The 12,559-nt window shown below is 43.5% G+C and carries 16 protein-coding genes; 1 reads left to right on the top strand and 15 read right to left on the bottom strand.

The window, feature by feature from the left end; genetic code table 11:
- Nucleotides 1–25: 25 nt before the first annotated feature.
- The 15 genes from C5I45_RS02770 to degS all read right to left on the bottom strand — a co-directional run bounded on the left by C5I45_RS02770 (nucleotide 26) and on the right by degS (nucleotide 11,689).
- Complete coding sequence (locus C5I45_RS02770) at nucleotides 26–1,012, bottom strand: flagellin N-terminal helical domain-containing protein (RefSeq protein ID WP_015387631.1); 987 nt, start codon at nucleotides 1,010–1,012, stop codon at nucleotides 26–28.
- Between the two features lie 144 nt (nucleotides 1,013–1,156).
- Complete coding sequence (gene csrA, locus C5I45_RS02765; protein WP_003151402.1) at nucleotides 1,157–1,381, bottom strand: carbon storage regulator CsrA; 225 nt, start codon at nucleotides 1,379–1,381, stop codon at nucleotides 1,157–1,159.
- Complete coding sequence (gene fliW / locus C5I45_RS02760) at nucleotides 1,375–1,806, bottom strand: flagellar assembly protein FliW (RefSeq protein WP_003151399.1); 432 nt, start codon at nucleotides 1,804–1,806, stop codon at nucleotides 1,375–1,377. The genes csrA and fliW overlap by 7 nt, the downstream gene beginning before the upstream one ends.
- Before the next feature lie 29 nt (nucleotides 1,807–1,835).
- The gene (locus tag C5I45_RS02755; protein WP_007407476.1) at nucleotides 1,836–2,405 is read right to left on the bottom strand and encodes a DUF6470 family protein; all 570 of its coding nucleotides are present in this window, start codon (nucleotides 2,403–2,405) and stop codon (nucleotides 1,836–1,838) included.
- Between the two features lie 90 nt (nucleotides 2,406–2,495).
- Nucleotides 2,496–3,413, bottom strand: coding sequence for a flagellar hook-associated protein FlgL (gene flgL, locus C5I45_RS02750; protein WP_003151396.1), 918 nt, complete (start codon nucleotides 3,411–3,413; stop codon nucleotides 2,496–2,498).
- 11 nt (nucleotides 3,414–3,424) lie between these two features.
- On the bottom strand, nucleotides 3,425–4,942 hold the full coding sequence (gene flgK / locus C5I45_RS02745; RefSeq protein ID WP_003151395.1) for a flagellar hook-associated protein FlgK: 1,518 nt from the start codon (nucleotides 4,940–4,942) through the stop codon (nucleotides 3,425–3,427).
- A gap of 15 nt (nucleotides 4,943–4,957) precedes the next feature.
- On the bottom strand, nucleotides 4,958–5,440 hold the full coding sequence (locus tag C5I45_RS02740) for a flagellar protein FlgN (RefSeq protein ID WP_003151394.1): 483 nt from the start codon (nucleotides 5,438–5,440) through the stop codon (nucleotides 4,958–4,960).
- 14 nt (nucleotides 5,441–5,454) lie between these two features.
- Complete coding sequence (flgM, locus tag C5I45_RS02735; RefSeq protein WP_003151393.1) at nucleotides 5,455–5,721, bottom strand: flagellar biosynthesis anti-sigma factor FlgM; 267 nt, start codon at nucleotides 5,719–5,721, stop codon at nucleotides 5,455–5,457.
- A 69-nt stretch (nucleotides 5,722–5,790) separates the two neighbouring features.
- Nucleotides 5,791–6,210 (bottom strand): TIGR03826 family flagellar region protein, encoded by a 420-nt coding sequence (locus C5I45_RS02730; protein ID WP_003151392.1) that lies wholly within the window; start codon nucleotides 6,208–6,210, stop codon nucleotides 5,791–5,793.
- Nucleotides 6,211–6,283: 73 nt separating this feature from the next.
- Nucleotides 6,284–6,973, bottom strand: coding sequence for a phosphoribosyltransferase family protein (locus C5I45_RS02725; RefSeq protein ID WP_196769287.1), 690 nt, complete (start codon nucleotides 6,971–6,973; stop codon nucleotides 6,284–6,286).
- 5 nt (nucleotides 6,974–6,978) lie between these two features.
- Nucleotides 6,979–7,263, bottom strand: coding sequence for a late competence protein ComFB (locus C5I45_RS02720; RefSeq protein WP_003151389.1), 285 nt, complete (start codon nucleotides 7,261–7,263; stop codon nucleotides 6,979–6,981).
- A gap of 57 nt (nucleotides 7,264–7,320) precedes the next feature.
- Entirely contained in the window at nucleotides 7,321–8,706 is a 1,386-nt protein-coding gene (locus C5I45_RS02715; RefSeq protein WP_043867470.1) for an ATP-dependent helicase ComFA, read from the bottom strand.
- Nucleotides 8,707–8,813: 107 nt separating this feature from the next.
- Complete coding sequence (locus C5I45_RS02710; RefSeq protein ID WP_003151387.1) at nucleotides 8,814–9,662, bottom strand: DegV family protein; 849 nt, start codon at nucleotides 9,660–9,662, stop codon at nucleotides 8,814–8,816.
- Nucleotides 9,663–9,759: 97 nt separating this feature from the next.
- Entirely contained in the window at nucleotides 9,760–10,449 is a 690-nt protein-coding gene (gene degU, locus C5I45_RS02705) for a two-component system response regulator DegU (protein WP_003219701.1), read from the bottom strand.
- A 76-nt stretch (nucleotides 10,450–10,525) separates the two neighbouring features.
- The gene (degS, locus tag C5I45_RS02700; RefSeq protein WP_003151385.1) at nucleotides 10,526–11,689 is read right to left on the bottom strand and encodes a two-component sensor histidine kinase DegS; all 1,164 of its coding nucleotides are present in this window, start codon (nucleotides 11,687–11,689) and stop codon (nucleotides 10,526–10,528) included.
- Nucleotides 11,690–11,911: 222 nt separating this feature from the next.
- Between degS and C5I45_RS02695 the strand changes: the two genes are divergently transcribed.
- Nucleotides 11,912–12,559: a YigZ family protein gene (locus tag C5I45_RS02695; protein ID WP_003151384.1), complete on the top strand. Its 648-nt coding sequence runs from the start codon at nucleotides 11,912–11,914 to the stop codon at nucleotides 12,557–12,559.

Here is a 12,559-nt window from a genome sequence, read left to right as displayed (position 1 = left end):
CTGGAGAACCAGGATCTTTCCGTCATTAACCTTTAAGCAATTGAAGAACTTGCTGAGGCTGTTGGTTAGCTTGCGCAAGCATAGCTTGAGAAGCCTGAGTAAGGATGTTGTTTTTCGTGTACTCCATCATCTCAGAAGCCATGTCTACGTCACGGATACGTGATTCAGCAGAAGTCAGGTTCTCAGAAGAAGTACCAAGGTTGTTGATTGTGTGCTCTAAACGGTTTTGAACCGCACCAAGTTTAGCGCGCTCGCTAGATACTGTGTCGATAGCTGTTTTGATTGTTGTAAGAGCTGAAGATGCAGCTTTAGCTGAAGAAGAGATGTCGATACCTTTTGTTACTTTTGTATCTTTAGCTAATGCACTGTCAGCTTGATAAACTAATTTATCAGCATCGTCATAGTAGCCATTCGGCCCTTTAGAACCGTCAGTGACAAGTGTTGCTTCTTTTCCATCTGCAGTTACAAGCTTAGAACCGTCATCATTTGCTGTGTAAGTCGTACCTACTTTCAGGCTTTCAGAGTCCATTTTATTGATAGACAGGCTCATTGTTTGGCCTTCGTTAGCTCCGATTTGGAACGTCAGGTTTTGCGCAGTTCCGTCAAGAAGTTTCTTCGTGTTGAACTCAGTGTCAGTAGAGATTCTTGTTACTTCAGACGCTAATTGGTCCATCTCTTTTTGAAGCTCAGAACGGTCAGAATCTGTGTTTGTATCGTTAGCTGCTTGTGTAGCAAGCTCGCTCATACGCTGAAGAATGCTGTGAGTTTCGTTCAATGCACCCTCAGATGTTTGGATAAGAGAGATTCCGTCTTGAGCGTTTTTAGACGCCATGTCTAAACCGCGGATTTGAGAACGCATTTTTTCAGAGATCGCAAGACCCGCAGCGTCATCACCAGCGCGGTTGATGCGAAGACCTGAAGATAATTTTTCCATGTTTTTAGAAGCAGCGTTTGAACCTGCATTCAGCTGACGGCTAGTGTTAAGAGCCGCGATATTGTGGTTGATTCTCATTTTGTATTTCCTCCCTGAATTGTTTTTCGCACGTCCTTGTGCATTTGCGCAGCGTCATTTCTGAAGAAAATTTTTCCTCTCATTGGCTACAATATATATATCGGACGGCCGCTTCCATTGTTTATATTGAAAATAAAAAAATCCTCACTTTTTTTGTGAGGATAAGTTAAGTAATAAATCAGTATTAAAAGATACGGCTCTGTTGTTCTCTTCCAGGATCGACAAGTAGATTTCTTTCCGGTGAATATCTACGTGCTGAGGCGCTTCAATTCCCAGCTTCACTTGTTCTCCTTCGATGGCGATCACCTTTATTTCAATATCCGGCCCGATCTGAATGGACTCATTCACTTTTCTTGAGAGAACTAGCATGATCCTCCTCCTATCAGATGTTTTGTTTCATAGGAAGCATCATGTAAAATGATTTGTTTCGCCTTCATTTCCTTTTTATTGACGATAATCGGCGCTTTTAAATTGGCGGTCGTGTTTTCAAAAGGCTCTTCCAGCGTTAAAATCGCCATCACTTCGACGTCCTCTATATCTTCAATATGCAAAAGCTCAAGCGTCGCTTGGTCAATGTCAAATTCGTACCCTTTAAAGAAAATAAACGGGCTGGCGACAATAAAGGCGATGTGCTCCTGTTTCACAGACTGCAGCGCCAAAAACGGTGAATCTTCCGACAAAGGAAGAACAACAAATTGAGTCTCGTCATTAAATCCCGGCAGGCCGTTTTCAAATGAGATAATCTGCCCTTCATCTATTCTGATTTCTCCGTGATATTTTGTTTTAATTATCATGCTTCACAATCCTTTACCACTTTCATCTTTTATTCTGCGTTGCCATCATCAACCGAAATCGTCACCTTAGGGTCTTGCATCATATCAATCTGAACTTTCCCCGGCGTATAATTCCATACAGGTTTATTGACGGCTGCTTCAATTGAAGGTTTGCGGGCTTCAATATCAATCGTAAGCTTTGAAGGAATGCAGTCAATGTCGACGAGAAACTGCGCAGGCAGAAAATCGCTGAATTCGCCGAATGGATCGGGCGGCCTGACATCTGCTGCCTGCCGGGCCATCACATTGCCCGTTTTCTTTTCGATAGCCGCCATTTCCTTCCCTTCCCTGACTGTTTTTGCGATAAACTCGCTGCAGGCTTCCGCACCTTTTTGAGCGGCTTCAGCGTTCAGCTTTTCAAATGATTTGAGATTCAAGTTCTCCCACGCCCTCGTCTGGTCAATCGTCAGTTTGGCCGGCGTGCTTTCAATGTTCAGCTCTGCCGGCGGCTGCTCGATTTCCAGGTCAGCGGGCGGCTGTTCCATCTCGATTTCTTCCTTTTGAAAGGTTATACCGATTTTAGCAGGCACACTGTCAATAATCAATCTCGGCATCTGCACAGAGATCCCTCCTGTTTATAGTATTTTAGTAAAAAAAGCGATCTCCCTGTTGTGAGTCGCTTTTTTTATATATTGAAGACGATAGTTATATTATTTCAGGAAGTCGATCAGTGACGGCTGAATGATATTCGCATTCACTGACAGCGCTGCTCTATGAACCGTCTGTTGAGATAAATAATCAACAATTACATCTTCCATTTCTACATCCTCATTATCCGACAATACTTTTTCAGCGGTTGCCGCTTGTGATTCCAATCTTGTCTGAATGAGTTCCAACCGGTTTGTGCGTGCGCCGATATTGGATTTTTCAGCATTCATTTTGTCAGTAAAACCGTCGATATCTGACAGAATTTGATTTGAATCTGCTTCGGACAGCGTGCCTTTGCTTAAAGAAGCTTCTAAGGAGTTGAGAAATTCAAATACATTATCTCCATTTTGTGCGACGCCTCCGAAAGCTGAGTTTGGATCAGAATTCACTTTCAGCACTGCTCCGTTTGAGATGTTGATGTTAACATCCGAAGCACCGGTATAATTCTCATAGTTGTACGTATATGTGCCGTCGGCATTTTCAGTGATCGGCGGGACATCTGAATTCGTTCCGTTAAACAGATAACGTCCGTTTACCTGAGTATTCGCGACAGAAACGAGCTGCTTTTTCAGCTGGCCGATTTCTGTACCGATTGCTTTCAATTCTGTTTCACCGTTCGAATCACTTTTCGCCTGAACCATCAAGTCCCGGATTTTCCCCATAATATCCGTTTCCGAGTTTACGCTTGATTCCGAGTTTTCCAGCCATGTAAAACCTTGCGAAACATTCCGTTGGTACTGGTTTACCTGCGCAAGCTGAGTACGGTACTGCATTCCCTTCATTGCGACGACCGGATCATCAGAAGCTTTCGTGATTTTTTTCCCCGTAGACACTTGCTGCTGAAGCCGATCGAGCTTGTCATAACTTGAGCCGATAAATCGAAGAGAATTTTTTGCGATCATCCCTTGAGTTACTCTCATTTACTTATCTCCTATCTTCCTCCGGTGCCCATACCGTTAATAATTTTATCGAATATTTCATCCTGCATCGTTATGATCCGCGCAGCCGCATTATAAGCGTGCTGAAACTGAATCATATTTGTCATTTCTTCATCTAAAGACACTGCACTGACTGATTGTCTCCGTTCATCGGCTGAAAGGGTGTTGCTTTCAGAGTTGTTCATAAGATTGGCCGCTTTTTGTGAATTAACGCCCAGCTTTCCGATAAGGGATTCATAAAAGTCATTAATTGTAGTGGTTTCACCGTTAATAGTCAGCTTGCTGTTCTGTACGGCTGCAAGATTTGTCGCGTTTGTGCCGTCACTTTTTTCTCCGTTTAACGACGCTGCGATATTATCAGTAGACGCAAGGATTTTGTCACTGACTTTTATTTTCGCTGCCGCACCTTTTGCCGGCACCGCTTCATCACCGCTGAAATCAAAAAATGCTGCACCCTGTTCGCCTGTATAGGTCTTCCCTTTTTCATGAACTGCATTAAACGCGTCAGCAAAGGATAGCGCCATATTGTCAAGAGCCGTCAGCATTTCAGGATAAAGCCCTTTTTCTTCTCCGTTTGACATATAGCCGTATGATTCAATAAGACCTAAAAGTGAGCCTTTTCCGGTAAATGCATCCGCATTGACCGTACTGCTGCCGACTGACACACTCGACACGAGTCCGCTGTCCTTGTCGTAGTTGATTTTCATTTCTGAAACTGTTTTTGTGTTACCGTCGAGCAGCGTTCCGAGAGAATTGTTGTTCCCGTTCAGCAATTCGACGTTAACCGTGCCCTCAGCAGTCGCCAAGGCATGTCCGCCCGACTTATTATATGAAACTTTTATATTTGCCATAGAAGATAATTGATCAATCAATCTGTCTCTTTGGTCATACAAATCATTAGGGAGCATACCGCTCGGCTCAACTGCCGCTATTTGATTGTTAAGGTCATTCAGCTGATTGAGAATGGAATTGACCTGATCAGCTGTGTTATCCAGGTTCTTTTTAATATCACCCTGAATGTTAGTCAAAGAGGTAGATATATAGTTAAAACTTTCGGCAAGAGATTTCCCCTGCTCCTGCAAAACTGAGCGCGCTCCCGTATTTTCCGGATTCGTCGCCAGATCCTGAAGGGCATTCCAAAATGAACTGAGCGATCCGTTTAATCCGTTATTGTCAAGCTCTTTCATGACGCCTTCCATTTGCGACAATGAATTGGAACGGGCTGTATAGTACCCTAATTTTGTATTTTCCGTTCTGTACTGATAGTCTAAAAAACTGTCTCTGACGCGCTCAACTGAACCGGCTTTTACTCCTGTTCCGATTTGGCCGGCCGTCAGATCACTGTTTTTTGATACCGCGGGATAAGGGCTCGTCGATTGTAATGTGACGCGCTGCCTCGTATATCCTTCTGTATTTGCATTTGCAACGTTATTTGAAACTGTGCTCAATGCAGTCTGCTGCGCACTCAATGCACGCCTTGCTGTTTCGAGCCCCATAAAAGTCGATGGCATTGAAAATCCTCCGTTCTAAGCTTTTGAATCGAATAATGTCAAACGGCTGACAGGCTTGCGCGCCGCTTGCGGCTCTTTATAATTCATATTCTCTTTTTCACCCGGCATGATCATATCGAATGCCCCGGAGATGAATTGTAAAGCCTGAATCGTGAGCTGTTTGTTCATCTCATTCACTTCTTTCAGACGGTCAAGAAGCGCAGACAGAGAGTGAAATAACCCTTCAAGCTCCTGTTTTTCACTGCCTGAAGTTCTGGAGATGCATGCAGCAATTGTATTGTCCTCACCGCGGCTGAGAAACTGAGAAGTTAACCTGATTCGTTCTTCCTCAGTCTGCCCGATTGCCTGAATATACTTTTGCTCTTTAGTCAATATGTTGGAGAGCTCTTTTGTTTTACCTGCTTTCAGCGCTTCCGTTTTCTCCTCAGACAGCGTGAGCAGATGTTCATGCAGTGCGCAAAGTCGCTTCAGTTGATCAATAATTGGCTTTGCAGACATTGACTTTCTCCTTTTTATTGCTTTTTATAAAAATTCACTATGTTTTCAGCGATGCTGTTTGAATCTATTTTATATGTTCCGCTCTCTATATCCGCTTTAAGCTGAGCGATTTTTTCCTGACGTGTTTTAGTGACCGCATCTGACGCATTTTGAAGCTCTTTTGCATGAGAAGAAATTTCCACTTTGTCCTTCGGCTTTGCAGCCTCTTTTTGTACGGCTTGCTTTTCGTAATTTTTTTGGTATGGATTAACGGATTGTGTTCCGTACTGATTGATTTTCATAGGATTCCTCTCGCTTTCTGTTCGCAGTCTAATTCTTTTATCGACTGCGTTATCAGTTAGTTTAGGGAATCAGGTGTTTTTGGTATTATAGGCATAGTATGTGTCTTTTGTACTGTTTTTTTCTTTGAATTCAGCGGCTGTTTTTTGGTTCATATGGTCTAATTGTGACTCAATATCTGTCTGACAGGACTTGCAAAATTTTCCCGTCCTGATCGGATTTCCGCACCTTTCGCAAGGATATGCCAAATTCGGAAGCTGGCTGATCTGAATCCTTTTTTGTTTGATAAACTTGAGGATCAGCTCTTCATCCACACCTGTTTCCTCAGTGATCTGCTGCATCGTCGACTGTCTGTTGATCTGCTTTCTCAAAAATTTATAGACGGTTTCAAATGCTTTTTCTTCTTCTTTAATACATGCCTGGCACACGGTCTGCAGGTTCGTTTTAAAAAATAAAGCATTGCATTTTGGACAATTCGCCAATTCACCCATCGTATTAACTCCTATTCCTTCTTTAATCTGCCTTATATTTCTATCAATTATATCGGCAGAAAAAAAGAATGATTTAGCTCCTGATTAAAGTAAAAGAGGAGACCGATGACGCTTTACCCGCTGTCAGCAGGACTTCGGCGGCTTGATGCAGTGTGGCGCCCGTCGTATAAATATCGTCTATTAAGATGACGTTCATACCTTCGGCCGAGTTTTCGGCTGCTGAAAACTTTTTTTCTGCGGACAGCCTTTCTGTTTTGCTCTTTTTGGATTGTTTTTCATTGTTCAGTCGGATGAGGGGGAAAATGACGGGCATTCCGAGCAGAGAGGCCAGCAGCTCGGATTGATTGAATCCGCGTTCCGCCAGCCGTTCGCCGCTCAGCGGAATAGGGATGAGAGTATGTGTATTTGATGGATATGCCGATTTAAAGCCGGCAGCAAAGTCACGTCCAAATGCTTGAATGATTTTCGCATCACCCCTGAATTTAAACCGGGCTAATGAGTCCTTCATCGCATCATTATACAAATATACCGAACGGTTTTGCCGCAGCAAAAAGCGCTTTTCCGTTTTTGATTCCCGGGCCGCACAATCAGCGCATTTTTCATTTGACTCCTGAGGCCTCCCGCATATACTGCATACGGAGCCTTCAATTTTTTCGAATCGGCTGCTGCATATGGTGCATACCTCTTGCTCGGGCGCCAGAGAAAACAGAGATCTCCAAGTCAATGAACTTGAAATTGGTGAGTCACACAATAAACAATTCAGAGATATTACGCTCCTTCCCGAGTTTCACAGAACTCGCTTGGATTAACCGAAACAATCGCCGCTGATTCAGCCAGAATGACAAGCAGCGCCGTATTTTTCTGTTTATCAACTATCTCTGCTTTTGCATAAGCAACTTTCTTTTTATCTGTAACATATGCCGGCTCAGCCCGGTTTAATGAAAGTGCCAGTACATCATTTTTGCATACCCGGCATGTGCATTTCATATGAAGCTTAGGCATATGGCGGTCGAGAAGTTCCTTTAATATGATTTCTTTAGAATTGACAAGCATGCTGACAGCTCCTCATAGGAAAGTATGAGTATACTGTATCATGTTTTCTGAAATTAACTAGTCCAACAATTTACTTTTTTGTGCCAATTTGTTCATATGTTCTATATGTTTTTTTGCTTTTTTCATTCCGACTGTAATTCCGAAATGAAACAGGACGACATCACCGCTGAAATGTTTATAATGCCTTCCCGTTCTGCCCGCGATCTGTACGAGCGCGCTCTCAGTAAAGATAGGTGCTTCTGCGCCGAGGACACATGTCTGAACTTTAGGCACGGTAACCCCTCTTTCTAAAATCGTAGTCGTTACCAGCAGATCAAGCCGGCCGTCTCTGAACCGTTTCACTTTATCCTTTCTGAATGTGTCTTCCGCATGTACGCCTTCTGCCCGTATGTTTAATTTCTGAAAATAATCCGTTGTCTTTTTCAATACGTGTACAGACGGAACGAATAAGAAAACCGGCAGCTGTGATTGAAGTTCTTGGCGGACCCAATCCGTTACAGAGCGCGGCAGTTTTCCTTTCTGAAGCTTCTTCTTCCAATTGCCGCACCACAAAAAACGCGGCTCCGGGAGGGGTTTCCGATGATATCTGGCCGGTATGCGAACGCTTTTCAGCAAACCGGCTTCAGCATTCTTTTTTAATGTGTCTGAAGGAGTTGCCGTTACATAAACAAGGGCGCTGTTTTTCTTCCTCGCTTTATCAACAGCGAACCTTAATGTCTCATCGGCTGAAAAAGGAAACGCATCTACTTCATCTATTATCATGACATCAAAAATGTCTCGGTAGCGCATCAGCTGGTGAGCGGTTGAAATCATCAGCGGAGTCAAGCGGCCTTTGTCCTCGCTGCCGCCGTACAAAGCAGAAACGTCGACTTTCTCAAATGCTTTTTTCAGTCTCGGCAGCAGTTCAAGTACGACATCTGTGCGCGGAGTCGCGACACAGACGCGCAAACCTTGATTCAGGGCAAACTCGATACCAGGAAACAGCATCTCTGTTTTCCCCGATCCGCAAACCGCCCATACTAACAGCTCTTGTCTCTCTTTTATCGCATCTGTAAGCGCGGCGGCGGCCTGCTTCTGTCCGTCTGTCAGTGTTCCTTCCCAAGAAAGCTTTACAGGCTTCCATCTGTTTTCAGGGGCTTGATTCCAAGAATATAATAATGTCAGTTCATCAGCCCTTCCCATCATGACACAGGCACGGCAATAGGTAATCTGCCTTTTGGCAGAGGGCGCCCAAAATGCCGCAAAGCAGGCTTGATCAGACTGACCGCATCGTTGGCAGACGTAACGGTTTTTCCGGCGGATGATTGACGGCTCGGCCGTTATATATTCTTTTTCTATAAAACGCTTGATGCAATGATCTGAAAACGGTATCTCAGATCTCAATAAATGCCGGCCGTAAAAGAAATCCCGCACCTCTGAAAATTCTGAAGCACCTTCGGCCATCTCCCTGCCTCCTTTCTGCTCAAAGTATGCCTGCCGAGAATTTTTTTGTCGAATCACGAAAATTTAATAATAAAAAAATCTCCGCCCTTGAAAACGGAGATTTTCACTTAGTTTTTAAAGCACCAGCCGATTCCGATGGCGCCTTCGCCCAAATGGGTTCCGATCACGGCACCGAAATAGCTGTTATAGAATTCGACATGAGGATATTTACCGCTTAACTCCTGTATAATATCCGCCGCTTCTTCTTCCCTGTTTGCATGGATGACAGCGGCCCGCATCGGGATTCCTTTACTTGCATCCTCCCCAAACAGTTCAAAAATTCTCGAAATCGCTTTTTTGCGTGTCCGAATCTTTTCAAAAGGAACAATTACCTTATTGTCAAAATGAAGAATAGGCTTTACCTTTAACAGACCGCCGATAAAAGCCTGAGCACTGCTTAGACGCCCGCCCCGCTGGAGGTGTGATAAATCATCCACCATAAAATACGCACGGACTGTTTTTTTCATTTCTTCCAGCTCTTTAATAATCTCTTCCGGTGAGTCAACACCGTCTTTAATGAGCTGTGCTGCCTTTAATGCATAAAAACCTTGCGCCAAACAGCTGATCTCTGAATCAAAGGGATAAACTTTAATATGATCAACCATAGTGTTTGCCGAGGCGGCGCTGTTATAAGTTCCGCTGATTCCGCTGGACAAATGTATGCTTATGACTGCGTCATATGTTTTGCCCAGTTCTTCGTACAATGCGATTAATTCACCGAAAGAAGGCTGGGACGTAGTCGGCAGCTCATCATGATTTTTTACTTCTTTATAAAAACTTCTCCAGTCGAGTTCTGTTTCTTCGCGGAATGTTTTTTCACCGAAAACCACTTGAAGAGGGATCATATGAATATGATGTTCTTCTCTCATCTCTTTCGGAATATATGCTGTACTGTCTGTTACAACTGCAATCTTCATCACTTTACCTGCCTTATTAAGTACTTAATAAGTATTTTAATAGATATGAAGCTGTAAAAAAAGACTTGCCTATTATGGCAAGTCTTCTCATACATGACTAACGCATCTCTACCCAGCCGTTTTTAATGGCTACGACAACGGCTTGTGTCCGGTCATTAACGTTCATTTTCTGCAAAATATTACTCACGTGGTTTTTCACTGTTTTCTCACTGATAAACAATGATTCACCGATTCCGCGGTTGCTTTTTCCGTCTGCAAGCATTTGCAGCACTTCACATTCCCGTCTCGTTAATATATGTAATGGTCTCCGGATTTCCGGATAAACCTCATGCTGAGGATGAGCAGAAACTCCGCTTGTCGCAAGACGGCGGAATTCGTTGACAAGATTGTGGGTTACTTTCGGGTGAAGGTAAGAACCGCCCTCGGCTACCACTTTCACTGCTTCGATTAAAGTATCTGCGTCCATCTCTTTCAGGAGATAGCCTCTTGCACCTGTTTTTAAAGCATGAGTCACATAGTTTTCATCATCATGGATGGAGAGGATAATCACCTTAGATTCAGGGTACAGCTCAACAAGCTGTTTAGTAGCCTCTACTCCATTTACATTCGGCATATTGATGTCCATTATGACAACATCGGGATGATAATGCTCGACGATTCGAGCCGCCTCATCTCCATCGTCACCTTCTGCTACCACTTCAAAGGTAGGTTCAAAATCCAATATTCTTTTTACACCCTCACGGAATAGTTGATGGTCGTCGATAATAACAATATTTACTTTAGTCACACGCTACGCCTCCTTATCCTATTGTTCTATATACGCCGCTGTTCGGTCAATATGTCTTTTGGCTCTATTTAACAAATTATAGGCCGAGAGATAACGGAACCTTAATCATGATAAATGTCCCAAGACCTATTTTAGAGTCTATCGTTATCGTTCCTTCAAGCAGATCTACTCTTTCTTTCATTCCCAGCAAGCCGAATGACTTGTTTTTCTTTTGTTTAGCATCCTTAATATCAAAGCCTTTTCCGTTGTCCTTAATGATAAGAACGACAAAATCAGCGGTTACTTCCACTTTTACTGTTATTTCCTCTGACTCTGAATGTTTGAGTGCATTTGTGACGGCTTCCTGAGCGAGACGGAAAAGCGCCACTTCAAATTGCGGGGCAAGCCTTTTGTTCTCCGTGTCTCCGATACACTGAAAATGTATTTTCACCTTTCCGTTGTATTCTTCAGTTGTATAAAGATATTTTCTCAGTGTCGGAATCAGCCCGAGATCGTCCAATGCCATCGGTCTTAAATCATATATAATCCGTCTGACTTCGTAAAGGGCATTCCGCACATTCTGCCGAAGATTTCTGATTTCCTGAAATCCGTCCTCCGTGCCGCGGTCGCGGAAGATCCGTTCAATTAATTCCGATCTCATCATGACATTTGCCAGCATCTGCGCGGGACCGTCATGAATTTCTCTGGAAACTCTTTTTCTTTCTTCCTCTTGGGCTTCAATGATTCTTAAGCCGAAATCTTGTTTAGCCTGCGCATCGGCAAGAAGAAGCCCTACTTGGCGAAGGTCTTGATTCAGGTAATTCAGAACGACGGTTATTTGGCTGACCAATGATTCTGACCGTTCAATGATTTCCTGAAGCCCCAAAAGCCGGCGTTCTAAATCATCTCTGCGCTCCCGCAGCTGCTTTTCACGCTGCTGGATCATCGTCAGTTCCACTTGAAGTTTGTGCGCCTTTTCATAGGCGTTGCGAATTTCTTCTTCGCTGAACTTATGGAAATTTCTGCTTACTTCAGACAAGCGGTTTCGTGCGTGCCGCGTATGAACTTCAAGTTTGTCGCCCAGCTCAATGACTTCGTACACCTGCTGTTTGATCTGTTTGAGTTCTTCAACCAGCTGCTCATATTGCTGGCGCGACTGCTCTCCGATTTGAAAAACCTCGTCCTTGCTCCCGTCCACGGTTTTCAGCATTTTCATAAGTATAGAATCCAAAACTTTGGAGTCCATCTTCGATTTATTCATCTGTCTCCCTCCGTAACGGTGTTGTTATGTATTTTTATTATAAATGTAATTGAACTGCAATTTATGTCGAATTATAATGAAAGAATGCGTATATTCTAGAAAAAAACATTTTTATATAGTATCTTACTCTTTCATGATACCAAAATATGCGCAAAAATTCTAAAGTCTGTTCGAATTTGTAGAAACAAGTCTTTTAATGCTTGTCAGGAGGGTCCAGCAATCATGCTGCACAGCTATTTAACTGTTAAAGAAACGGGTGAACATGAGATTGTGATTGAAAAATCACGTTTTATCTGTCACCTGAGCCGTGCTGCTTCTGAAGAGGAAGCGCAGGAATTTATACAAAAGATAAAAAAACAGCACTGGAATGCGACTCATAACTGCTCAGCTTATCTGATCGGCGAAACCGACCATATACAAAAGGCCAATGATGACGGAGAGCCAAGCGGCACAGCCGGCGTCCCCATGCTGGAAGTGCTGAAAAAACGCGGTCTGAAAGATACCTGCGCGGTGGTTACCCGGTATTTCGGCGGAATAAAGCTCGGTGCAGGCGGATTGATTCGTGCATATGGGAAGTCAGTGTCTGAAGGCTTAAATCATATAGGAGTTACGGAGCGGAAGCTGATGCGGATTATGCATACATCAGCGGATTATACGTGGCTCGGCAAGATAGAGAACGAACTGAGAGAATCAGTTTTTTTACTGAAAGATATCCATTATGCGGATCATGTCGAATTTGAAACGTACGTTGAAGAAAAAGACAAAGAAGCGTTTCTAAAATGGATGACAGAACTGACGAACGGCAAGAGTAAGAATACAGAGGGAGAACTGACGTATTTAGAAACAGACGTCAGCCCTAAAGGAGACTAA

It is taken from the genome of Bacillus sp. ZY-1-1, from assembly GCF_003047165.1.
GTDB lineage: Bacteria > Bacillota > Bacilli > Bacillales > Bacillaceae > Bacillus > Bacillus velezensis.
Note: the sequence above shows the minus strand (reverse complement) of the source record. Positions and strands in the feature narration are given on the sequence as shown.